This is a genomic window from Stenotrophomonas sp. DR822 (assembly GCF_019793815.1).
Classification (GTDB): domain Bacteria; phylum Pseudomonadota; class Gammaproteobacteria; order Xanthomonadales; family Xanthomonadaceae; genus Stenotrophomonas; species Stenotrophomonas indicatrix.
Genome location: NZ_CP081826.1, coordinates 107,071 through 128,585 on the forward strand (window position 1 = coordinate 107,071; position 21,515 = coordinate 128,585).

The following is a 21,515-nucleotide window of genomic DNA, read 5'->3' on the forward strand; positions in this document are numbered from 1 at the left end:
CGTGCGCGCTCAGGGCGCAGCGCTGGCGCCGGGGCGCACGTAGTAGGACTGGCCGCTGTCGTCGAGGAACACCAGCTCCGGCTTGCCCTGCCAGGAACTCAGCATGGCGCCGGTGTTGTTCTGGTGCTTGACCATCAGGCTGGCGCCGCGGTCCGGGTTGGCGACCACCTTGAAGACTTCGGTGGTGCCGGTGGCATCGTCAAGGGTCAGCAGGGCTTCGCCACCCCGGTCGCTGGTGCCGTAGCCGCCGCGCTCGGAGCCATCGGGGCCGAGCAGGATCAGGCCGGACAGGGCGGTGGCACGCGGCCCCTGCGGGCGGCCCCGGCTGAGGGGGTCGGGAACCGGGGCGCCAAGGATCACCCGCGGCTGGCCGCTGGCATCGTGGATGATCAGGCCGCGCGCTTCGATCACGCGGTGTGGTGACTGGCTGCGATGCAGGTTCCAGGCTGTCCAGCCGGAAACGAGCAACGCGAGCAGGGCGACCACCAGGGTGGTCAGGGTCAGGGCACGAGCCATTGTGTATTCCTTCCTTGGACGTGGCCGACGATAGCGGAATCCGGTTGGCCGTGGCCAGTTCGTTGTGTGACGGTGTGTATCGTCAATGGAAGTCGCGGCTGTGGCTGCGCAGTCCCTGTAGCAGTTCGTCCAGGCAGTGCATGCGCTGCACGATCACATGCTGCACGCCATCCACGCGTTCCAGCCGGCCGTCGATCTGCATCAGTTGCGTGTCTACCAGGACGTGGTGCTGGCGGTCGGCCAGATGTCGCCAGACTACGGCGTTGACCATGCCGGTTTCATCTTCCAGGGTAAGGAAGGTGACACCGCTGGCGGTCTGCGGGCGCTGGCGCATGCGTACCAGGCCGGCGATGCGTACGCGCCGGCCATGACCATGGTTGGCCAGCTGCGCGGCATCCAGGCAGCCACGGGTTCGCAGCTGCGCACGCAGGAACGACATCGGATGGCGGCCGAGGGTGGTGCCGGTGCTGCGGTAATCGGCCTGCATGTCTTCCCAGGCGCTGGGCAGGGGCAGGGCCACGCGCGCTTCGGCGGTGGCCCGGGCCTGGTCGAACAACGGCAGGCGGTTCTCCACGCCGGAGATATCCCAGCGTGCGCGGTGGCGATGGCCGCTGAGGCCGCGCAGGGCGCCGGCATCGGCGAGCAGGCCCTGCTGGCGGCGATCCAGTGCGGTGCGCTGGCAGAGATCGCCGACATCGTCGAAGGGGCGCCGTGCGCGTTCACGCATGATGATCTGCGCGGCCGGTTCGCTGCAGCCATCGACCAGGCGCAGGCCGAGCCGGATTGCCGCCGCGCCCTTGCTGAAGTCCAGTGTGCAATCCCAGTCGCTGTGACGCACGTCCACCGGCAGTACCGTGATGCCATGCCGGCGCGCATCCTGCAGCAGCTGGTCGGGGCTGTAGAAGCCCAGTGGCTGGCTGTTGATCAGGCTGGCGGTGAATGCAGCCGGGTGGTGGCACTTCAGCCAGCAGCTGGCATAGGTGAGCAGGGCGAAGCTGGCCGCGTGGCTTTCCGGAAAACCGTAGTCGCCGAAGCCCTTGATCTGCTCGAACAGGTGCTCGCCATATTCCAGACTGAAGCCGTTTTTCAACATGCCCGTCAGCAGCTTTTCGCGGTGCGGTTCCAGGCCGCCACGACGCTTCCAGGCGGCCATCGAACGGCGCAGTGCATCGGCTTCGCCTGCGGTGTAGTTGGCCGCATCTACCGCCAGCTGCATCACCTGCTCCTGGAACAAGGGCACGCCCAGAGTGCGCGCGAACACGCGGTCGAGCTGGGGGGGATAGAGTGGGTTGTCCGGATCGTTCAACGCATCCACGCCTTGTTCGCGCAGGATCCGCCGACGTTCCAGGTAGGGATGGACCATGTCGCCCTGGATCGGGCCAGGGCGCACGATCGCCACCTCGATCACCAGGTCATAGAAATTACGCGGCTGCATGCGTGGCAGCATCGCCATCTGCGCGCGCGACTCGATCTGGAACACGCCGATGGTGTCGGCGGCGCAGATCATGTCGTAGGTCGGCTTGTCATCGTCCTTGATTGCATCCATGCGTCCTTCGTGCAGGCCGTGCTGCTGCAGCATCGCCAGGCATTTGCGGATGGCGGTGAGCATGCCCAGTGCCAGGCAGTCGACCTTCATCAGGCCGGTGGCGTCCAGGTCGTCCTTGTCCCACTGGATGACGGTGCGGTCGGCCATCGCCGCGTTCTCCACCGGCACCAGCGTCGACAGCGGATGTTCGGAAATCACGAAGCCGCCCGGATGCTGCGACAGATGGCGCGGAAAATCGATCAGCTCGGCGGTCAATGCCAGCAGCCGGCGCATCAACGGTGTTTCCGGATCGAAGCCGCGCTCGCGCAGGGTTTCCGGCAACGGAATGTTGCCGCCCCAATGGTCCATCGCCGCGCCCAGCTCGTTGACCTGGTCCATCGGCAGGCCCAGCGCACGGGCGACATCGCGGATCGCGCTGCGGCCACGGTAGCTGATCGCCACCGCCGTCAGCGCGGCACGCTCGCGGCCATAGCGGTTGAACACGTACTGCAGCACTTCCTCGCGGCGCTCGTGTTCGAAGTCGATGTCGATGTCCGGTGGTTCATCACGCTCGGCCGAGATGAAGCGCTCGAACAGCAGGTTGCTGCGCGCCGGGTCGATCTCGGTTACACCCAGCACGAAGCACACCGCTGAATTGGCGGCCGAGCCACGGCCCTGGCAGAGGATGTCCTGGCTGCGGGCGAAGCGCACGATGTCCTGCACGGTGAGGAAATAGGAGGCGTACTGCTTCTGCTTGATCAGTGCCAGTTCGTGCTCGATCTGCTTGCGCTGGGCTGGCTCGATGCCCTTTTTCCAACGCCAGGGAATGCCGCGCTCGACCAGCACGCGCAGCCAGCTGTCCGGGTCGTGGCCTTCGGGCACCAGTTCGCGCGGGTAGCTGTATTTCAGCTGGTCCAGGGAGAAGTGGCAGCGTTCGGCGATGCGCAGGGTTTCTGCCAGCAGGTCGGGCGGATACAGCTGGGCCAGTGCAGTGCGCGGGCGCAGATGGCGCTCGCCGTTGGCAAACAGGCGCCAGCCAGCCTCGGCCACGCTGCAGCGGTGGCGGATCGCGGTCAGCGTGTCCTGCAAGGCACGACGCCGGCGCACGTGCATGTGCACGTCGCCACTGGCGACCAGCGGCAACTGGTGGCGCTCGCCGAAGGCCTGCAGCTGCTGCAGCCGGCGCGTGTCGTCGTGTTCGTGGTGCAGCTCCACGGCCAGCCACAGGCGCTGCGGAAAACAACGGCGCAGCAGTTCCAGTTCGGTGGCCGCCGGTTGCCGGTCCAGCCACAGGCACAGCAGGCCCTCGGGCAGTCCGTGCAGATCCTCGCGCAGGCAGCGGTATCCGCCCTTGGCTGCCCGCCGGCGACAGGTGGTGATCAGCTGGCACAGTCCGGCGTAAGCGGCCTGGTTGGTGCACAGCAGGGCCAGCTTGGGCCCGTCTTCAACCTGGAATTCGGCACCGACGATCAGCGCCACGCCGTGCGTCTTCGCCGCCTGCCATGCGCGCACGATGCCAGCCAACGAGCATTCGTCGGTGATGGCCAACGCGCGGTAACCCTGGCCGGCGGCGCGTGCGAACAGTTCCTCGGCGGTGGACGCGCCACGCTGGAAGCTGAAGGCCGACAGGCAGTGCAGTTCGGCGTATCCGGGCAGATCGGTGTGCATGGGGTTCAACCGAACCAGCCGTGCAGCATCCACGGCGCATGCGGATCATTGCGCGTGCGGAAGGCCCAGCCCCGCTGGCCCTGCGCGGTTTCCACCACGTAATAGTCGCGGCGTGCATCGGCCTGGTCCCACCAGCCCGATTCGATCCGTTCCGGCCCGGCGACGATGCGCAGGCGCGGATCGCGCAGCGGCTGTGGCGTCTCCAGCAGCCAGCCGGGGCGCAGCGGCCACCAAGCGGGTGGCTTGGCCGGTGGCTGGGTGCCACTGGCGCGTTCGGGGCGGTGGTCGGCCTGCACGGCCAGTGGCTGCACGGCGTCATCGCCGAGGCGGGCACGCAGGCGCTCGCGCAGCTGGGTCCATGGCATCGCCTGCGCCGGGCGGGTATCGAACAGGTCACGTGCGGCCGGTACGAACGGCGGCAGCTGCTCGGCCTGCAGGCGCAGCGCACGGCTGCCGGCGGGCAGGGCGAAGGCTTCCATGCGGTTGCGTGCGATCTCGAACAGCAGCGCCGCATCGCGTTCGGGGGCCAGCAGGCCGATGGTCAGCACGCTGGCCGGCAGCAGGTCATGCTCGAAATGCAGATCGAAACGCTGCACTCCGCCATCGCGCGAACACAGGAATGCGGCCAGGTCCAGCAGCAGGCGCCGCAGCGGGAACAGCAGGGCCTGGCTGGATTCGATCTCGTATTCGAATTCGATGCGCGCATCGAACCGGTCCGGCGGCTGGTAATAGCGCAGCGGCGCGTTGCCCAAACCGCGCACGGCATCCAGCTGCTGCAGTACCTCGGGGGCGAAGCGGCGGGCCAGGCTTTCGCGCGGCAGGTCGAAGGCCGCCCCCAGCGTGCGCAGGCCGGAGCGTGCCAGCACGGTCACTGCATCAGCGGGCAGGCCACTACGCGCCAGCGGCAGCTGTGCCAGTGCGGCGGGCAGCTGCTGCGCATCGATGCCAAGGCCATCGTGCACATTGGCCAGCACGCGCGCGGCATGCGGGTTGGGAGCAGCGACCAGGCGATGGCGGAAGCCCAGGTCGTGCAGGCCGTTGCGCAGGCGTTGTTCGATCGTCAGCCAATCGCCGAACAGGGCACGGCTGGCACCGATCTCCAGCACCAGCGCATGCGGAAAATCAAGGCTGACCAGCGAACTGGTGGCATACAGCCAGCTGGCCAGCAACTGCCGGGTGTGCTGTTCGGCGCTGGGATCGTAGTCATGCAGCTGCAGGTCCTGCACCAGCACCTGCGCGGCCGACAGCAGCATGCCCGGGCGCAGCCCCGCTGCCCGCGCGGCAGGGCTGACCGCACGCAGCACACGACGCTGCGCCGGCCCCTGCAGCAGTACCAGTGGCCGCTGTGGATCGGGCTGCAGGCGCAGCACGCTGTCCAGCGCCAGCTGCGGCAACAACAGGCAGGCCCAGTGCATGGCGCGGCCTCAGTGGGCGATGGCCAGCGGCAACGGCTGCGCTGGTGGCAGCCCGCCGCGGCACTTCAGCACCCGCACCTGGCCATGGTCGAGCTGCAGGCGCAGGCTGGCCGGGGAGGGGTTGCGGGCGGCGCGGGCCTCGCGGAACACGAAACCCAGGCACTGGCCGCTGTCAGCGGCGACCTGCAGGCGGCGCAGGGCACGATCGTCGGCCTGCTGCGGCCAGCACAGCACGGCGGCGCAGGCGGCAGAGCGCAGGCACTGCTCGGCCGCCCACAGCGCCTGCTTCGGTGCGGCGTGGATGATCTGCAGCTGGGCCAGGTCGAGCCCGGCGGCGGCCCATGCCGGGGCGTGCGGGCGATGGGGTGGGGCGACCAGCACGATCGGCCGTGGGTGCTGGCTCAGCTTTGCCAGTGCCGGCCAGACCAGGGCCAGTTCACCGACCCCGGGTGCGGCCTGCAGTACTTCGCACAGCCCGCTGGCTGGCCAGCCACCGCCGGGCAGGCGCGCGTCCAGCGCCGGATGGCCACTGGCCAGATGGTCGCTGGCCTGCCCCTGGCGTGCCGGCCCGCGCCAGACCTGGCGGCCGTCCAGCAGGCGGTCGAGTGCGACGACGGCGCCCATCAGCCGGTCCTCCGGGGGAGGCGCCGGGCTGGCGGGAAGCGGCAGAAGTGGGCGGAAACGGCAGGCATGGAGCGAGTATCGACAGGCCGATATCAGGGGCTGAGACCGGACATGCTACTCGGCTTGTGAGTAATATTACTAATGAAATCGGAGGGCAGGGTTTCAGCTTGCTGAAGGAGGCAAAGCATCCACGCATGGCGTGGATCTACTGGGGAACGGGGGCCTGGATGCGGGAAAGCCGGCCTTCGCGCAGTAGATCCACGCCAGACGTGAATCGCCCACCAAGGTGGGCATTCAACGTGAGCGGACGCGGGGTTGCGCTGTTTGTTCAAGCCGGCAGCCCGCATGCCGCGCCAGCATTCAGGCCCCTCACTTTCAGAGTCAGCCATGAAGCACTGGATGCTCCGCCTGTATGCCCCGTTGTTCCTGCTGGGTTTTGTCACTGCCGCCATCGTATGGGTCGGTCACCATCACGGTGACCCATTGTGGCTGCTTGCCTTGCTGGCTGTCGCCATCGCGGTGTCGTTCGCTGCCGAACGGCTGTGGCCATACGATCCGGCGTTCAACCACGACCAGGGTGACCGCCTGCGCGATGTCCTGCATGCGCTGGTCAATGAAAGCCTGAACCTGCTGTCGATCGCCACGGTGCCGCTGCTGGCGGCAATCATGCCCTGGCACGTATGGCCGACGCAGTGGCCATTCGCGCTGCAGGTGCTGGTGGCGATCATCGCCGCTGACCTTGGCATCACCCTGGTGCATTACGCCAGCCATCGCATCGGCTGGTTGTGGCGGTTGCATGCGGTGCATCACAGCGTGACCCGCATGTATGGCTTCAATGGTTTGATGAAACACCCACTGCACCAGGCCGCCGAAGCGGTGGGCGGCGTACTGCCGCTGCTGCTGTTGGGCATGCCGATGCCGGTGGCCGCGGTGCTGGCGTTCGCCATCGCGATCCAGCTGCTGCTGCAGCATTCCAACGTGGACATGCGCCCGGGAGTGTTGGGCCGGGTGATGGCATGGGCACCGCTGCACCGCTTCCACCACATCCGCTATGGCACCGCAGGTGATGTCAATTTCGGTTTGTTTTTCACCGTGTGGGACCACCTGCTGGGGACCGCGTTTGATGCACCGGGCTATCGGTTGCGGCAGCGTGACCTGGGCATCGGCAGCCAGCCGGACTATCCGCAGGCGTATTCCGCACAACTGCTGGCGCCCTTCCGCGCGCTGCCCCATGGCGAGGTGCCGAAGCTTCCGGAAGGACTGCGCAGGCGCGGGTGATCGATGCGTCAGGCCGCGCGCAGCTGCAGGCCCTGCAGTTGCGCGGCACCGATGCCGAACATGCGGCGCAGGCTGCGCGAGAGGTGGGGAAGATCGGCGAAACCGGCGGCATGCGCGCTGTCGGTCAGGCTGTGCCCGCGCAGATGATGCGCCAGCGCACTGCGCAGCCGTTGCCACAGCACCCAACCGCGCAGGGTCACTGCCAGCTCGGACTGGAAGCGCCGATGCAGCTGGCTGGTCGACAGATGCGCGGCCTCGGCGATATCGGCGGCTGGCACCGGGCCGGGCAGGTGCTGGGTGATGCGGGCCAGCGCCGCCTGCACACGGCGGTCCAGGGGCTGTGGGCGGCTCAGTCGCGGCAGCCACTCGTGCAGCTGCGCAGCATTGCCGGGCAACGACTGCAGATGCTGCTGGATCTGTTCGAGGTCGGCATGTGCCGGTTCGAGGAACACCGTGCAGCCGTCAGCGGGCGCCGACAGGATCGCGTGCGATTGGAAGGAGCGCAGCCACAGCCGTTGGCCCTGCTGCTGCACGCCATCGATCTCGACCTGCCAAGGGTCGCCCTCGCTCAGCAGCAGCTGATGGGCGTAGTGCGCGTGCGTGTCACTGTCACCGGCGTGGCCCTGCAGCACAGCCACGTGTGCATCCAGCAGCAGGGTGCCATTCCAGGGTAGAGCGGGGGAGGACATGGAGGAATTGTAGATCTACGCCATGCGTGGATGACGTATGCCGCAAAAGTTCATGGGAAAAACATCCACGCATGGCGTGGATCTACTGCGCGCCGGGAATCTGTCGAAGGCGGGGTGGGTCCGGTTGCGGGGGCGTGAGCGCCATGGGCCCGAGGCATGCCTCGGGCGGGTTGGGCAGGATGCCCAACCCCGGTCTTGCCGTGTGCGCAGGACAGCGCACACGAGCAAGCGGCGACCGAGGCTACATGGACGTACTTGCGCCGTCCCCCGCAACCGGACCTGCCCCGCCTACCAACAGGAGCCCAGCTTTTGCTTCGGCTATTGCTGTTGCAGTTGCCGTTGCCTCTGCGGGTGCCGGGCGCAGCCCGGCCGCCACCTCACCGCCCCTGCGGGTCCGGCCGGTGGTGCACGTACTCGACCACGGTGCCATCGGGATGCACCGCATTGAACGCCGCACCGGTCGGTACCACCTGCAGCGGAAAGATGATCTCGGCGCCGGCGGCCACCAGCTTGTCGTGATAAGGCCGAACGTCGTCGACCAGCAACGTGCCCGTGGTCGACGTGAACGGCGCCAGCGCCTCGTCGCAGCCTTCGATCAGCAGGAACGCACCGACCATCGCCAGCCGCAGGCCCGCATCGGGAAACGGAAAGCCGGCATCGGCGACCACGCCCTGCAGCTGCTCGTAGAAGGCCACGCTGCGTTCCAGTTCGCCGGGGGCGACGAACACCCGGATCAGCACGCGCGGGCTGCGCTGGCTGGAGGTGTCACAGCGGTCGCGCCAGAGATGGTCGAAGTCGCGATGTACGGTCATGGGCTCGAATCGTCGCCGGGGAGAACCATTATCGGCAGCGCCGTGCAGCCCGTTGATGACCGCCGGTGATGGGCTGATAACCAGTCCGCACATCGCGCCTGTGACTTAGGTCCTGTTGACAGCGATGAACGCCCTCGCACACTCTTCACATGATGGGTCGCCCTGCGCGGCCCGGACAGGCAGGTTGTCACGCACGGGAGGAGGGTCCCGCGCGCAGACCGGCCCGTCCTCTGGCCTGCAAGGCGTTGCCCGGCAACGCATGCGCGGCATGACGCTGCACCCTTCGGCGGCACTTTCCCTGGACCGATTGCCTTGGCAACGGAATTACGCCCGTCGATGAAAACGTTTACAAAGCCGCTCGCCCTGTCCCTGGCCCTGTCTGCCGCACTGGCCGCCCCGGCCTGGGCCGACTCCGCCGCCTTCACCGTGCTGACGCTGGAACAGGCGCCGACCGCGGACGCGATGCCGGCCCTGGCTGCCCAGTTGAAGACCCTGCAGGTGGATGCGGTCAGCGTTCGCCAGGTACAGCGCGGCATCGGCCAGGTCGATCCGCTGCAGCTGCTGGCCGATGGCCTGGGCTACCAGTACCGCTTCATCGCCGCCAGCAAGGATGACGGCCAGACCCAGCACGGCCAGGCCGTGTTGACCCGGCTGCCGATCGCCGCCGAATCCGGCCCCGACCAGCCGGGCCTGAACTACCTGCGCCTGGATGACGGCCGCCATGCAGTGGCGGTGTACACCGACGCTGGCGCCGGTGCTTCGCAGTTGCCGGCACTGGTGTCGCGTTCGCGACTGGGCGCGCCGGCGGTGCTGCTCGGTGCGGTGGCCGGTGAGTCGGCCAAAGCGGCCGGCTTCGATCCGGCACGCGTGGCCCTGGAGGCCGATGCCAGCTATTTCAGCGATGGCTTCCAGGCCGCCAGCAGTGCGCCGTTCAAGGTTGAAGGCAGCGCGCTGCGTGCAACCCTGCTGACCCTGGCCTATGCGGCGGACAAGGGCGGCGAGCAGCCGTGGATGGATACCACGCTCACCGCCGATGCGCGCGCTGCGCTGCTGCTGAAGGCGATGACCGAGGACGAGAAGTTCCAGATGCTGCACAGCTACTTCGGGCTGGGCAAGGACGGTGGCAAGCTGCCGGAAGGTGCAGTGGGTTCGGCCGGTTTCGTGCCGGGCGTAGCGCGCTTGGGCATTCCGTCGCAGCAGTCGGCCGACGCCGGCGTGGGCGTGACCAATCCCGGTGGCATCCGCCCGGGTGATTTCGCCACCGCCATGCCGTCGGGCCCGTCCACGGCGTCCACCTGGAACCGCGGTGTTGCCTTTGCCGGTGGCGCGACGATGGGTCGCGAAGCCTGGCAGCAGCGCTTCAACATCCTGCTGTCCGGCAGCGTCAACCTGCAGCGTGACCCGCGTAACGGCCGCAACTTCGAATACGCCGGTGAAGACCCGCTGCTGGCCGGTTCGATGGTCGGCGCAGTGATCCAGGGCGTGCAGAGCCAGCACGTGATCTCCTCGATGAAGCACTTCGCGCTGAACGACATGGAGACCCGCCGCAACTTCCACGACGTGCGCATTGGCGAGCAGGCCATGCACGAGTCGGATCTGCTGGCGTTCGAGATCGCGCTGGAAGCTGGCCGCCCGGGCGTGGCGATGTGCTCGTACAACAAGATCAACGGTACCTACGGCTGCGAAAACGGCTACCTGATGAACCAGGTGCTGAAGCAGGAGTGGAAATTCCCCGGTTTCGTGATGTCCGACTGGGGCGGCGTGCACAGCGGTTCGAAGGCGGCGCTGGCCGGCCTGGACCAGCAGTCCGCCGGTGAAGTGTTCGATGCGGCGGTGTTCTTCGATGAGCCGCTGCGCCTGGCCGTGCACGGCGGCGTGGTACCGCAGGCGCGCCTGAACGACATGGTCGCGCGCATCCTGCGCACGATGTTCCTGCACGGCAACTTTGACAACCCGCCGCAGCACCAGAAGGTCGACGCCGAAGCCGGTTTCGCCGTGGCCCAGCGCACGGTGGAAGAAGGCAGCGTGCTGCTGCGCAATGAAGGCAGCCTGCTGCCGCTGGCCGACAGCGCCAAGCGCATCGTCATCATCGGTGGCCATGCGGACAAGGGCGTGATCGGTGGCGGTGGTTCGTCGATGGTGGGCGTCACGGCCAAGGGCACCAACGCGGTGCCGGGCGTGCTGCCGACCACCTGGCCGGGCCCGGTGATCTTCCATCCGTCCTCGCCGTTGGAATCGCTGCGTGCCGCGCGTCCGGACGCCACCATCACCTATGTGGACGGCACCAATGCCGCCGCTGCGGCCAAGGCTGCTGCACAGGCGGATGTGGCCATCGTGTTCGCCACCCAGTGGGCGGCCGAATCGGTGGACCTGCCGGACATGCAGCTGCCGGACAACCAGGATGCGTTGATTTCGGCGGTGGCCAAGGCCAACCCGAAGACCGTGCTGGTGCTGGAAACCAACGGCCCGGTGCGTACGCCGTGGCTGGCGCAGGTGCCGGCGGTGCTGCAGGCCTGGTACCCGGGTATCCGTGGCGGTGAAGGCATTGCCGCACTGCTGACCGGCCAGGCCAATCCGTCCGGCCGCCTGCCGGTGACCTGGGTGGTGGACGAATCGCAGTTGCCGCGCCCGCACATCGATGGCCTTGGCTTCAAGCCGGCCAAGCCGTTCGGCGATGTGTTCGATTTCGATATCGAAGGCGCCAACGTCGGCTACAAGTGGATGGCGGCCAAGGGCCTGACCCCGACCTTCGCCTTCGGCCACGGCCTGTCCTACACCTCGTTCGCCTATGAAAACCTGAAGGTGAGCGTGGAGGGTTCGCGCCTGGTTGCCAGCGTCGACATCCGCAACACCGGCAAGCGCGCCGGTGCCGACGTCGCCCAGCTGTACCTGAAGCTGCCGGCCGGCAGCACCACGCCGATCCGCCTGATCGGCTACGACAAGGTCGAGTTGCAGCCGGGCGAGCAGCGCCGCATCCGCATCGAAGCCGAGCCGAAGACCCTGGCCCATTACGATGCACAGGCCCGCCAGTGGAAGATCGATGGCGGCACCTACCAGGTGCAGCTGTCGCGCAACGCCGCCGAGCCGCTGCAGACGGTGGACGTGCAGCTGGTGGAGCAGGTGCTGCGCTGATCCGCTGCGGTACTGATGGTTGAAGACACGGCCCCGCAAGGGGCCGTGTCTGTTTACGGGGTGCCGCTGCGCTGGCCGGGCATGGCCCGGCGCTACCCGATTACGGGCATCCCGGTAGCGCCGGGCCGTGCCCGGCGGGCGAAGGATTCAGCTGGCGTCGTCACCAAACCACCCGCGCAGGAAATCGATCAGCTGCCGCACCTTCGGCGAGGGCTGGCTGCTGTGCGGGTACACCGCGTACACGCTCTGCTGCGGGAATCGATGCTGGCGCAGCACCGGCCGCAGGCGGTCGTGGGCGAGATCGTCCTCGATCAGCCAGCGTGGCAGCACGGTCACTCCTGCACCGGCCACGGCGAACGCGCGCAGGCTGCTGGCCCCATCCACGCGGATCACCGCGTTGCCCGGATTGGTGGCAAACAATGCATCGCTGCCATCCGGCGCGACCACTGGCACATCGGCCAGGCGCGGATAGCCGAGGCGGGGCAGGGTGCCCAGCAGCACCGGATCATCCACCGCCCTGCCGGACCCCAGGCGCGCCAGCAATGCCGGAGCGGCGACTGCGCACAGCGGGTGACGTTCCAGCTCGGTGGCATGCAGTTGCGAATCGGGCAGGCGGCCGAGGCGGATCGCCAGGTCGAAGCGCTCGGGAATCAGGTCGGCCGGGGCTGGCGAGGTCGATAGATGCAGCACCAGCGCTGGATGCTGCGCGCGGAAGGCTTCCAGAGCTGGAATCAGCCGCAGCTGCGCGTACTCCGGGGTGGTGGTCAGGCGCAGTACGCCCTGCAGTTGATGCTGGTCGCGGCGCGCGGCATCGATGGCGGCCTGCGCGGCATCCAGTGCCTGCACGCAGTGCTGCAGGAACTGTTCGCCGGCCTCGGTCAGCGCCAGGTGGCGGGTACTGCGCAGCAGCAGGGTTACCCCCAGCTCCTGCTCCAGCCGCTTCAGGTTGAAGCTGACCACGGCCCGGCTCAGGCCCAGGCGCTCGGCGGCGGCGGTCAGGCTGCCGGCCTCGACCACGGCACGGAAGATATCGAAGCGATCGAGGCTGACCATGGTGGCTGATTGTCAAAACAGGTTTGACAGTGTTGCAGCTGCCGTCGTGTTTTTCCAACAACGCTGGTCCGCGATGCTGTCGCCTTCGCTGCCGGAGCCTGCTGATGCCTTCCCCACGCCTGCGCCATGAGGCGATCTTCCTGCTGGTGTTCGCCCTGGACCTGGTCAACATGTTCATCGCCACCGTGGCCTACCCGGCGCTGGCGGCCGAGCTGCATGCGGACATCGGCACCCTGGCCTGGGTGGGCACGGCTTACATGCTGGGCCTGAGCGTGGTGATTCCGCTCGCCCCGTGGCTGGCCGCGCGCTGCGGCGAGCGTCGCCTGCTGCTGGCTGCCTTGGTGCTGTTCGCAGTGGCTGCGGGCCTGGCCGGCGCCGCGCCGTCCATCGGCTGGCTGCTGGGCTGGCGGCTGCTGCAGGGGTTGGCTGGCGGGCTGCTGATTCCGGTGGCGCAGGCGGCGGCGTACCGGCAGTGCACGCCTGAGCAACGCGGTGCGCTGACCCGGCGCATCCTGCTGGTGGCGTTGCTGGTGCCGGCACTGGCACCGGCTCTTGGCGGCCTGCTGGTGCAGTGGCTGTCCTGGCGCGGCGTGCTGTGGGCCAGCCTGCCGCTGGCGGTGCTGGCGATCGCCCTGGTGCTGGCGTGGATGCCGGCCGATGGCCTGCGCAGTGCGCCACGCCTGCAGGGCTATGCACTGGCCACCGCGATGTCTGCGCTGGGCGCGTTGCTGCTGGCATTGACCTGGCTGGGTGAGCCCGACCATCGCTTCGCCGGCGCAGGGTTGCTGCTGCTGGCAGCAGTGCTGGCCGCCGCCCACCTGCGTAATGCACGCCGGCAGCCGCAGCCGCTGCTGCGCTGGTCGCTGCTGTCCCATCGAGGCCTGCGCATGGCGATGCTGGTCTATCTGGCGGTGCCGGGTGTGTTCATCGGTAGCCAGCTGGCCAGTACCCTGCAGTTGAACCACGCCGGTTACAGCGCCGCGCAGATCGGCGCCTTGATGTTGCCGTGGGCGCTGGCCTCGGCACTGGCAATCACCGGCAGCCGGCGATTGCTGGCGCACTTCGGGCCGGGCGCGGTGCTGCGGCTGGGCATGGTCCTGCAGGCCAGCGGTCTGCTGCTGATGGCGCTGCAATCGCAGCCCCCCTTCGCGCTGGCCGCCATGCTGTTCGCCCTGATGGGCGCTGGCGGCAGCCTGTGCAGCAGCACCGCGCAGACGCTGGCGTTCCAGGGTGTGGACGCCGAGGCGCTGGGCGATGCCAGTGCACTGTGGAACCTCAACCGCCAGCTCAGCTTCTGCCTGGGTACCGCCGCCATTGCTCTGCTGCTGGCCTTGGCCATGCAGTGGTGGCCGGCGCATGCCACCGGCGTGGCGCTGGGCCTGGCGGCCGTACTCACCCTGTTGCCGCTGGCGCTGCTGCGCCGGTCGCAGCTACATTCCCTTTCCGCTCCGGAGACTGCTTGATGGACATGACCGCCGAACACGAAATCCACCTGCTGCACGACACGCTGCAGGCCTGGTTCCGCGCAGAGGTCGCGGCCGATGCACTGGCTGATCTGATGGAACATTTCTGCGCGGACTTCAGCATGGTCGGCATCTCCGGTCGCAGGTTGGACCGCGCCGCCGTGCAGGCGCTGTTCGTGGGCGGACACGGCGGCCGGCCGGGACTGCGGATCGCCATCGAGGCCGTGCAGGCGGTGGAAGCGCCGTCGCCCTTGGCGGTGCTGCGTTATCGCGAGGGACATGCCGTGGGTGGGGGAGAAACCGAATGGCGGGAATCGCTGGCAGTGCTGCGGCAGGAACGAGGGCGCTGGCGCTGGCTTGCCCTGCATGAAGTACCGGTGGCGTGATGGATCCGCCGGGCATGGCCCGGCGCTACCGTGGTTGGCCGTGAACGGGTAGCACCGGGCCATGCCCGGTGAGCGCAGCGGCAGCAGACCGCACATGTGCCATCAGTCCTGCCTGTAAACGCCGCAGAATGCAAAGCAGGCACACGCTTTGCCGGGGGCTACGGGAGTAGGCTGGGGCCTTTCCTGCCCGAGGGGTCGTCCATGCGTGTGCGTGCCGTTGCTGTTGCCGTAGCCCTGAGCCTGTCCAGCGCCGTGCTGGCCGCCGACACGCCGCCGATGACCCCGGACATCAGCGGAAAACCCTTCGTCGCCCCCGATGTGGGCCGCGACTACGACAAGCGCGTGGTGATGGTGCCGATGCGTGATGGCACCAAGCTGTACACGGTGATCGTGGTGCCCAAGGGTGCCCGCAATGCACCGATCCTGCTGACCCGCACACCGTACGACGCCGCCGGCCGCGCCAGCCGCAGCGATTCGCCGCGCATGCGCGATCTGCTGCCGCAGGGCGATGAAGTGTTCGTCGATGGCGGCTACATCCGCGTGTTCCAGGACATCCGTGGCAAGTACGGCTCCGAAGGCGATTACGTGATGACCCGGCCGCTGCGTGGGCCACTGAACGGTACCAAGGTCGATCATTCCACCGACGCGTGGGACACCATCGATTGGCTGGTCAAGCATGTGCCGGAGACCAACGGCAAGGTCGGCATGCTCGGCTCGTCGTACGAAGGCTTCACCGTGGTGATGGCGCTGACCGATCCGCACCCTGCACTGAAGGTGGCCGCGCCGCAGAGCCCGATGGTCGATGGCTGGATGGGTGACGACTGGCTCAACTACGGTGCCTTCCGCCAGGTCAATTTCAACTACTTCGCGATGCAGACCGAGAAGCGGGGCAAGGGCACGCCGCTGCCGTCGCTGGGCTACGACGATTACAGCACTTTCCTGCGCATCGGCTCGGCCGGTGACTACGCCCGCTTTACCGGCGTGGACCAGCTGACCTGGTGGAAAAAGCTGGTACAGCACCCCGCATACGATGCGTTCTGGCAGGGCCAGGCGCTGGATGCGGTGATGGCGAAGACGCCGCTGAAGGTGCCGACCATGTGGCTGCAGGGCCTGTGGGACCAGGAAGACATGTGGGGTGCCAACCACGCCTACCAGGCGATGGAAGGGCGCGACACCGGCAACACCCACAACTACCTGGTGATGGGCCCGTGGCGGCACAGCCAGGTGAACTATGACGGCAGCCAGCTTGGGGCGCTGAAATTCGATGGCGATACCGCGCTGCAGTTCCGCCGCGACGTGCTCAAGCCGTTCTTCGACCAGTACCTGGTGGATGGCGCGCCGAAGGCCGATACGCCACCAGTGCTGGTCTACAACACCGGTGAAAACCACTGGGACCGCCTGCAGGGCTGGCCGCGCAGCTGCGAGAAGGCGTGCGCGGCAAACAGCAAGCCGCTGTACCTGCGTGCCGGTGGCAAGCTGGCGTTCCAGGCGCCGGCGGCGGGCGAGGGCGACTTCGAGGAATACGTGTCCGATCCGTCCAAGCCGGTGCCGTTCGTACCGCGTCCGGTGCGCTTCGGCGACCGCGACATGTGGACCACCTGGCTGGTCAAGGATCAGCGCTTCGTCGATGGACGTCCCGACGTGCTGACCTTCATCACCGAGCCGTTGACCGCACCGCTGCGCATCGGAGGTACGCCGGTGGTGAACCTGCAGGCGTCCACCAGTGGCACCGACAGCGACTGGGTGGTGAAGCTGATCGACGTGTATCCCGACCAGGAGGCATCGACACCGGAAATGGGCGGCTATGAGCTGCCGGTGTCGCTGGCGATCTTCCGTGGCCGCTACCGCGAGAGCTTCAGCGACCCCAAGGCGCTGGCGGCGAACCAGGTGCTGCCGTACCGTTTCGACCTGCCCAATGCCAACCACACCTTCCAGAAGGGCCACCGGGTGATGGTGCAGGTGCAGTCCAGCCTGTTCCCGCTGTACGACCGCAACCCACAGACCTACGTGCCGAACATCTACCTGGCCAAGCCGGGTGACTACCAGAAGGCGACGCAGCGGGTATGGCACAGCGCCGCGCAGGCCAGTTACATCGAACTGCCGGTGTACTGAGACAGAGGGGATGACGCCGGGCACGGCTCGGCGCTACCCCGGTCGCGCGATGTCGGTAGTGCCGGGTGAGGTAGTGCCGGCCGCTGGCCGGCAACGCGATGGTGCGAAAGCGTGTCGACCAAGGTCGACACCTGCCCGGGCAGATGCGCTTCAACCAACCTTCGAAGGGCCGGTGCGCCAGCGGCTGGGCACCAGCCCGAAGCGCTTGCGGAATGCGGCAGCGAAGTTGCTGGGGTGCCGATAGCCGGTTTCCGCAGCCGCCTGTTCCACGCTCCAGCCGGATTCGCGAAGGCCCTGCTCGGCATGTCGCATGCGTTGTTCGTGCAGGTAGTCGAACACCGAGCAGCCATACGCCTGGACGAAGTGCCGGCGCAGTGCGCTGGGGCTCATGCAGGCCAGTTGGGCAAGTTCCAGCAGGCTGTGCGCATGGCCAGGATCGTCGTACAGGAACGTCCGTACGCGTTCCAGCCGCGCCCGCTGGCCACTGCGCAGCGCACGCGCACCTTCGGCGTGCAGATCATCGGCCTGCAGACCGGTGGACAGCAACTGCAGGGCAATGCCCTCGCGCCACAGCGCGTCCAGGCCATCCTGCCAGGGGCTGTCGAACAGCTGCGCGAGAGGCGGCAGCATCGCGTGTGGAATCGCCCAGTGCCTGCATTCCATGTGTGAACCCAATGCCCGCTGCAATTGCGGTTGCCGCAGCAGGTCCGGGTCCAGATCGGCTGGCACCATCAGGCTGATGCCACGCAAGCGCATATTGCCGGGATGGACGCCGACCATTGCCACATGGTCGCGGTGGCTGGTGGTCACTGCGGTGCCTGCGCGCAGGCTGAAGTCACTGCGGTTGGGAACCTGCACGTCGACCTGGCCCTGCAGCATCACACGGATGACCAGGCCGGGCCGTTCGTGCGCTGTGGCGGTGTAGGCGATGCGGTTGTGCACATCCGAGGCGAGCAGGCTCATGCCGCCACGCAGGGTCTGTTCGTGCAGGTCGCCGTGACCGGCCCACTGTTCTTCGCGCAGGTGGCCTGGATCGGCACGGTAGTCATAGCCGTGTCGCTGGCCAAAACGGCGGTAATCGGCAAACGTGAAATATCGGGACATCGCTCGGCGCTCAACCATGGATGATGGGTGCCGGCGACGATGTGCCCGCACGTTCCATCGTGCACCTGCAGCGCGGATCGGTCCTGCGCTTTCAGAGTTGGAAATAGATTCCTGTCATTTTCTCCAATGCGAGCCCGAATGCGATATCCAACGGGTCAATCGATTGGCATTTACGGCCAAGTTGAAGATCGCGCAGCAATGCGCGTGCGTACTGTAACTGCTCGGGACGGGTGATCGATTCGTCTTCGTAGTGGTCAAAGAGCAGGCCGAACCGGGTATTGAGGGCAGTGAGGAAGCCGCTGTCGAACAGCAGATCGACCGTGGCATCGCTGAGCATCACTTCGTACAGGTCGCCAGGCAGGCAGGAATCGGTATCCAGCCGCCGTTCGGCATCGGCAGAAAGTGGAACGCAGGCTGTACGCATGCAAGCTCAGGTGGCGGGCATGCGCGCAAGTATCCCGCATGCAGCGCTTTCGTCACGAAGAAGGGCGTAGTGTCGGTGAGGTCGGACGGTTTGTCCGAATCGATTTCCCAACAGATGGAGACCACAGATGATTGATTACCGACTCAACGGAAAAACCGCGATCGTCACCGGCGGTGTATCCGGTATCGGCCTGGCGGTAGCGGAAACGCTCGCTGCATCGGGTGCGCGCATTTCGGTGTGGGACCTGAAGCAGGATGCGGTGGATGCCACGGTGGCCACGCTGCGCAACCAGGGTGCCGAGGCCATCGGTGTCGCGTTGGATGTCACCGACGAGGCGGCGGTGGAAGCGGCGGTGCAGCGCACGGTGAAGGAACTGGGCGGCGTGCATGTTGCAGTGAATAACGCTGGCATCGGCGGGCCAGCGGCAAGCAGCGGCGACTATCCCATCGATGGCTGGAAGCGCGTGGTCGATGTGAACCTGACCAGCGTGTTTCTGTGCCAGCGGGCGCAGATCCAGGCGATGCGCACGGCGGGCAGCGGCGGCAGCATCATCAACATGGCCTCCATCCTGGGCCAGGTCGGGTATGCCGGTTCGACCGCCTACGCGGCCGCCAAGCACGGCGTGGTCGGCCTGACCCAGACGGCTGCATGGGAGCACGCTGCCGATGGCATCCGCATCAATGCGGTGGGCCCGGGCTTCATCAACACGCCGTTGCTGGAAAAGATGGACGCCAAAGTGCGTGCCACCCTGGAAGGCCGGCATGCACTCAAGCGGTTGGGAACGCCGCAGGAAGTGGCCGCGCTGGTCGCCTGGCTGGCCAGCGACGATGCCTCGTTCGCGACGGGTGCCTACTACGCCATCGACGGTGGTTATCTGGCGCAGTAGTGCCGGCCGCTGGCCGGCAACTCCCGTTGCATGGAACAAGGCGGCATCGCCCGGTGAAGAGGGCGTGCCATCGCCTTCACCCCCGTCCCACGGCCGCCGGGCAACGCTCCGGGAAACTTCCGGAGCCTCCCCATGGAACTTACCCAGGACATGTCCATTCTGCTGCGCGTGGCCGCCGCCATGGTCTTTGGCGGCGTGCTGGGCGTTGAACGTGAGATGGGCAAGCACGCTGCCGGCCTGCGCACGCACATGCTGATTGCCGGTGCCGCCGCGTTGATCGTCGGCCTCGGTGATTCGGTGGCCGAACACTTCCAGCAGGAACGCTACCGCGATCTGCTGCAGGTCGACCCGGTGCGATTGATCGAAGCAGTGGTGGCCTGCGTGGGCTTCGTTGCCGCCGGCACCATCCTGCGCGGCAATCGCGAAGACCAGGTCAGCGGGCTCACCACCGCCAGTTCGCTGGTGATGGCTGCGGCCATCGGTATTGCCGTGGGCATCGGCAAGTACGTGATCGCGCTCGGTGTCAGCGTACTGTGCGTGCTGGTGCTGGCGTTGATACGGCGGGTGGAAAAGAAGTTGTAACCGCTAAATGGTACTACCAATAATTCCGTATAGCCCTATGGTCTAATAGGCTGTCGGCAGGATTGGAGGTTCAATTCGCGCCTGCGGTCCGATTGTTGGTCAATGTGGTACGACCAATATATGGCGGGCCCGACGCCCCCACCCGGTGGGGAACCTCCTGTTCCTGTCGAGAGCCCTATGCAGCCCTGGCAACACGTGTACGACCCCGCCGGCAATCTGTGGTTGTCGAGCCTGATCGCGCTGCTGCCGATCGCCTTCTTCTTCATCGCCCTGGCCGTGCTGCGCATGAAGGGCTGGATCGCCGGCACCCTCACGGTGGCCATCGCGCTTGCCGTGGCGCTGCTGTTCTATCGCATGCCGGTGGCGCAGGCGCTGGGCGCGGCCGGCTTCGGCTTCGTCTATGGCCTGTGGCCGATCGCCTGGATCATCATCGGCGCGGTGTTCCTGTACAAGGTTTCGGTCAAGACCGGCCAGTTCGACGTCATCCGTGCCTCGATCCTGTCGGTCACCGAGGACCAGCGATTGCAGATGCTGATGGTCGGCTTTGCCTTCGGTGCCTTCCTGGAAGGTGCAGCCGGGTTCGGTGCGCCGGTGGCGATCACCGCCGCGCTGCTGGTCGGGCTGGGCTTCAAGCCGCTGTATGCGGCCGGCCTGTGCCTGATCGTCAACACCGCGCCGGTGGCGTTCGGCGCGATGGGCATCCCGATCATCGTGGGGGGGCAGGTGACCGGCCTGGATGCCTTCGAGATCGGCCAGATGGCCGGCCGCCAGCTGCCGTTCCTGACTGTCATCGTGCTGTTCTGGATCATGGCGATCATGGACGGCTGGCGCGGCGTCAAGGAAACCTGGCCGGCGGTGCTGGTGGCCGGCGGTTCGTTCGCCATCGCCCAGTACCTGACCTCCAACTTCATCGGCCCGGAACTGCCGGACATCACCGCCTCGCTGGCGTCGCTGGTCTGCCTGACCCTGTTCCTGCGCCGCTGGAAGCCGGCACGGATCTTCCGCTTCGATACCGAAACCAGCGCCGAGGCGGCCGCACAGGCAATGGAGGCGCCGCGCCACAGCGTCGGCCAGATCGCCAAGGCGTGGTCGCCGTTCCTGATCCTCACTGCGATGGTCACCGTGTGGAGCATCAAGCCGTTCAAGTCGCTGTTCGCAGCCGGTGGCCCGCTTGAAGGCTGGGTGCTGAAGATTCCGGTGCCGGGCCTGGACCAGTTGGTGCAGAAGATGCCGCCGATCGTCGATGCGCCGCTGAGCTATGAGGCGGTGTACAAGTTCGACTGGTTCTCGGCCACGGGTACCTCGATCATCCTTGCCGCAATCATTGCGATCATCGCCCTGCGCATGCCGGCGCGCTCGGCGCTGCAGACCTTCGCTGAAACCGTGCGCGAACTGCGCATGCCGATCTTTTCGATCGGCATGGTGCTGGCGTTCGCCTTCATCGCCAACTATTCGGGCCTGTCGGCAACGCTGGCGCTGGCACTGGCGCACACCGGCAAGGCGTTCCCGTTCTTCTCGCCGTTCCTGGGCTGGCTGGGCGTGTTCCTGACCGGTTCGGATACCTCGTCCAATGCACTGTTCTCGGCGCTGCAGGCGACCACCGCGCAGCAGATCGGCGTGTCCGACGTGCTGCTGGTAGCGGCCAACACCACCGGCGGTGTCACCGGCAAGATGATCTCGCCGCAGTCCATAGCCATTGCCTGCGCGGCGGTGGGCCTGGCCGGCAAGGAGTCGGACCTGTTCCGCTTCACCGTCAAGCACAGCCTGATCTTCACCACGATGGTCGGCCTGATCACCTTGGCCCAGGCCTACTGGTTGACCTGGATGATTCCCTGAGCCATGCAGT

At 67.1% G+C, this 21,515-nt stretch carries 17 protein-coding genes; 8 read left to right on the plus strand and 9 right to left on the minus strand.

What is annotated here, in order from left to right; all coding sequences use genetic code 11:
* Nucleotides 1–9: 9 nt before the first annotated feature.
* From K5K93_RS00605 to imuA, 4 genes are all read right to left on the minus strand, one after another.
* Nucleotides 10–516: a hypothetical protein gene (locus K5K93_RS00605; protein ID WP_222389105.1), complete on the minus strand. Its 507-nt coding sequence runs from the start codon at nucleotides 514–516 to the stop codon at nucleotides 10–12.
* 82 nt (nucleotides 517–598) lie between these two features.
* Nucleotides 599–3,709 (minus strand): error-prone DNA polymerase, encoded by a 3,111-nt coding sequence (locus tag K5K93_RS00610; RefSeq protein ID WP_222389108.1) that lies wholly within the window; start codon nucleotides 3,707–3,709, stop codon nucleotides 599–601.
* Nucleotides 3,710–3,714: 5 nt separating this feature from the next.
* Nucleotides 3,715–5,124: a DNA polymerase Y family protein gene (locus K5K93_RS00615; protein ID WP_222389118.1), complete on the minus strand. Its 1,410-nt coding sequence runs from the start codon at nucleotides 5,122–5,124 to the stop codon at nucleotides 3,715–3,717.
* Between the two features lie 9 nt (nucleotides 5,125–5,133).
* On the minus strand, nucleotides 5,134–5,748 hold the full coding sequence (gene imuA / locus K5K93_RS00620) for a translesion DNA synthesis-associated protein ImuA (RefSeq protein WP_033831381.1): 615 nt from the start codon (nucleotides 5,746–5,748) through the stop codon (nucleotides 5,134–5,136).
* A gap of 399 nt (nucleotides 5,749–6,147) precedes the next feature.
* Between imuA and K5K93_RS00625 the strand changes: the two genes are divergently transcribed.
* Nucleotides 6,148–7,026 carry a sterol desaturase family protein gene (locus K5K93_RS00625; protein WP_261311888.1) on the plus strand — a complete coding sequence of 293 codons (879 nt, stop codon included), beginning with the start codon at nucleotides 6,148–6,150 and terminating at the stop codon, nucleotides 7,024–7,026.
* A gap of 8 nt (nucleotides 7,027–7,034) precedes the next feature.
* Here the strand turns inward: K5K93_RS00625 and K5K93_RS00630 are convergent, their stop codons facing one another.
* Both K5K93_RS00630 and K5K93_RS00635 read right to left on the minus strand, forming a co-directional pair.
* On the minus strand, nucleotides 7,035–7,715 hold the full coding sequence (locus tag K5K93_RS00630; protein WP_261311889.1) for an AraC family transcriptional regulator: 681 nt from the start codon (nucleotides 7,713–7,715) through the stop codon (nucleotides 7,035–7,037).
* A gap of 377 nt (nucleotides 7,716–8,092) precedes the next feature.
* The gene (locus K5K93_RS00635; protein WP_025878496.1) at nucleotides 8,093–8,527 is read right to left on the minus strand and encodes a glyoxalase/bleomycin resistance/dioxygenase family protein; all 435 of its coding nucleotides are present in this window, start codon (nucleotides 8,525–8,527) and stop codon (nucleotides 8,093–8,095) included.
* Nucleotides 8,528–8,863: 336 nt separating this feature from the next.
* Here K5K93_RS00635 and K5K93_RS00640 point away from each other — a divergent pair, with 336 nt between their 5' ends.
* Complete coding sequence (locus tag K5K93_RS00640; RefSeq protein WP_222389123.1) at nucleotides 8,864–11,659, plus strand: glycoside hydrolase family 3 C-terminal domain-containing protein; 2,796 nt, start codon at nucleotides 8,864–8,866, stop codon at nucleotides 11,657–11,659.
* Between the two features lie 147 nt (nucleotides 11,660–11,806).
* Here the strand turns inward: K5K93_RS00640 and K5K93_RS00645 are convergent, their stop codons facing one another.
* Nucleotides 11,807–12,712: a LysR family transcriptional regulator gene (locus K5K93_RS00645; RefSeq protein WP_222389128.1), complete on the minus strand. Its 906-nt coding sequence runs from the start codon at nucleotides 12,710–12,712 to the stop codon at nucleotides 11,807–11,809.
* 104 nt (nucleotides 12,713–12,816) lie between these two features.
* Here K5K93_RS00645 and K5K93_RS00650 point away from each other — a divergent pair, with 104 nt between their 5' ends.
* The 3 genes from K5K93_RS00650 to K5K93_RS00660 all read left to right on the plus strand — a co-directional run bounded on the left by K5K93_RS00650 (nucleotide 12,817) and on the right by K5K93_RS00660 (nucleotide 16,673).
* Nucleotides 12,817–14,175 carry an MFS transporter gene (locus tag K5K93_RS00650; protein WP_222389132.1) on the plus strand — a complete coding sequence of 453 codons (1,359 nt, stop codon included), beginning with the start codon at nucleotides 12,817–12,819 and terminating at the stop codon, nucleotides 14,173–14,175.
* The gene (locus K5K93_RS00655; RefSeq protein ID WP_222389134.1) at nucleotides 14,175–14,561 is read left to right on the plus strand and encodes a DUF4440 domain-containing protein; all 387 of its coding nucleotides are present in this window, start codon (nucleotides 14,175–14,177) and stop codon (nucleotides 14,559–14,561) included. Before K5K93_RS00650 ends, K5K93_RS00655 begins: the two co-directional genes overlap by 1 nt.
* A 201-nt stretch (nucleotides 14,562–14,762) precedes the next feature.
* Complete coding sequence (locus tag K5K93_RS00660; protein WP_059064464.1) at nucleotides 14,763–16,673, plus strand: CocE/NonD family hydrolase; 1,911 nt, start codon at nucleotides 14,763–14,765, stop codon at nucleotides 16,671–16,673.
* A 150-nt stretch (nucleotides 16,674–16,823) separates the two neighbouring features.
* Here K5K93_RS00660 and K5K93_RS00665 read toward each other — a convergent pair whose 3' ends face one another.
* Both K5K93_RS00665 and K5K93_RS00670 read right to left on the minus strand, forming a co-directional pair.
* Nucleotides 16,824–17,777 (minus strand): helix-turn-helix transcriptional regulator, encoded by a 954-nt coding sequence (locus tag K5K93_RS00665; RefSeq protein ID WP_222389136.1) that lies wholly within the window; start codon nucleotides 17,775–17,777, stop codon nucleotides 16,824–16,826.
* 91 nt (nucleotides 17,778–17,868) lie between these two features.
* Nucleotides 17,869–18,201, minus strand: coding sequence for a hypothetical protein (locus K5K93_RS00670; protein ID WP_222389138.1), 333 nt, complete (start codon nucleotides 18,199–18,201; stop codon nucleotides 17,869–17,871).
* Nucleotides 18,202–18,328: 127 nt separating this feature from the next.
* Between K5K93_RS00670 and K5K93_RS00675 the strand changes: the two genes are divergently transcribed.
* The 3 genes from K5K93_RS00675 (at nucleotide 18,329) to lldP (ending at nucleotide 21,505) form a co-directional block, all read left to right on the plus strand.
* The gene (locus K5K93_RS00675; protein ID WP_025878504.1) at nucleotides 18,329–19,087 is read left to right on the plus strand and encodes an SDR family NAD(P)-dependent oxidoreductase; all 759 of its coding nucleotides are present in this window, start codon (nucleotides 18,329–18,331) and stop codon (nucleotides 19,085–19,087) included.
* Between the two features lie 132 nt (nucleotides 19,088–19,219).
* Complete coding sequence (locus K5K93_RS00680; protein ID WP_032975262.1) at nucleotides 19,220–19,669, plus strand: MgtC/SapB family protein; 450 nt, start codon at nucleotides 19,220–19,222, stop codon at nucleotides 19,667–19,669.
* A 177-nt stretch (nucleotides 19,670–19,846) separates the two neighbouring features.
* Nucleotides 19,847–21,505, plus strand: a complete 1,659-nt coding sequence (gene lldP, locus K5K93_RS00685) for an L-lactate permease (protein WP_222389140.1) — start codon at nucleotides 19,847–19,849, stop codon at nucleotides 21,503–21,505.
* The last annotated feature ends 10 nt before the right edge of the window (nucleotides 21,506–21,515 follow it).

Coding starts and splice junctions, on each gene's coding strand:
- K5K93_RS00605 (WP_222389105.1), bottom strand. CDS start 516: ATGGCTCGTGCCCTGACCCTGACCACCCTGGTGGTCGCCCTGCTCGCG.
- K5K93_RS00610 (WP_222389108.1), bottom strand. CDS start 3,709: ATGCACACCGATCTGCCCGGATACGCCGAACTGCACTGCCTGTCGGCC.
- K5K93_RS00615 (WP_222389118.1), bottom strand. CDS start 5,124: ATGCACTGGGCCTGCCTGTTGTTGCCGCAGCTGGCGCTGGACAGCGTG.
- imuA (WP_033831381.1), bottom strand. CDS start 5,748: ATGGGCGCCGTCGTCGCACTCGACCGCCTGCTGGACGGCCGCCAGGTC.
- K5K93_RS00625 (WP_261311888.1), top strand. CDS start 6,148: ATGCTCCGCCTGTATGCCCCGTTGTTCCTGCTGGGTTTTGTCACTGCC.
- K5K93_RS00630 (WP_261311889.1), bottom strand. CDS start 7,715: ATGTCCTCCCCCGCTCTACCCTGGAATGGCACCCTGCTGCTGGATGCA.
- K5K93_RS00635 (WP_025878496.1), bottom strand. CDS start 8,527: ATGACCGTACATCGCGACTTCGACCATCTCTGGCGCGACCGCTGTGAC.
- K5K93_RS00640 (WP_222389123.1), top strand. CDS start 8,864: ATGAAAACGTTTACAAAGCCGCTCGCCCTGTCCCTGGCCCTGTCTGCC.
- K5K93_RS00645 (WP_222389128.1), bottom strand. CDS start 12,712: ATGGTCAGCCTCGATCGCTTCGATATCTTCCGTGCCGTGGTCGAGGCC.
- K5K93_RS00650 (WP_222389132.1), top strand. CDS start 12,817: ATGCCTTCCCCACGCCTGCGCCATGAGGCGATCTTCCTGCTGGTGTTC.
- K5K93_RS00655 (WP_222389134.1), top strand. CDS start 14,175: ATGGACATGACCGCCGAACACGAAATCCACCTGCTGCACGACACGCTG.
- K5K93_RS00660 (WP_059064464.1), top strand. CDS start 14,763: ATGCGTGTGCGTGCCGTTGCTGTTGCCGTAGCCCTGAGCCTGTCCAGC.
- K5K93_RS00665 (WP_222389136.1), bottom strand. CDS start 17,777: ATGTCCCGATATTTCACGTTTGCCGATTACCGCCGTTTTGGCCAGCGA.
- K5K93_RS00670 (WP_222389138.1), bottom strand. CDS start 18,201: ATGCGTACAGCCTGCGTTCCACTTTCTGCCGATGCCGAACGGCGGCTG.
- K5K93_RS00675 (WP_025878504.1), top strand. CDS start 18,329: ATGATTGATTACCGACTCAACGGAAAAACCGCGATCGTCACCGGCGGT.
- K5K93_RS00680 (WP_032975262.1), top strand. CDS start 19,220: ATGGAACTTACCCAGGACATGTCCATTCTGCTGCGCGTGGCCGCCGCC.
- lldP (WP_222389140.1), top strand. CDS start 19,847: ATGCAGCCCTGGCAACACGTGTACGACCCCGCCGGCAATCTGTGGTTG.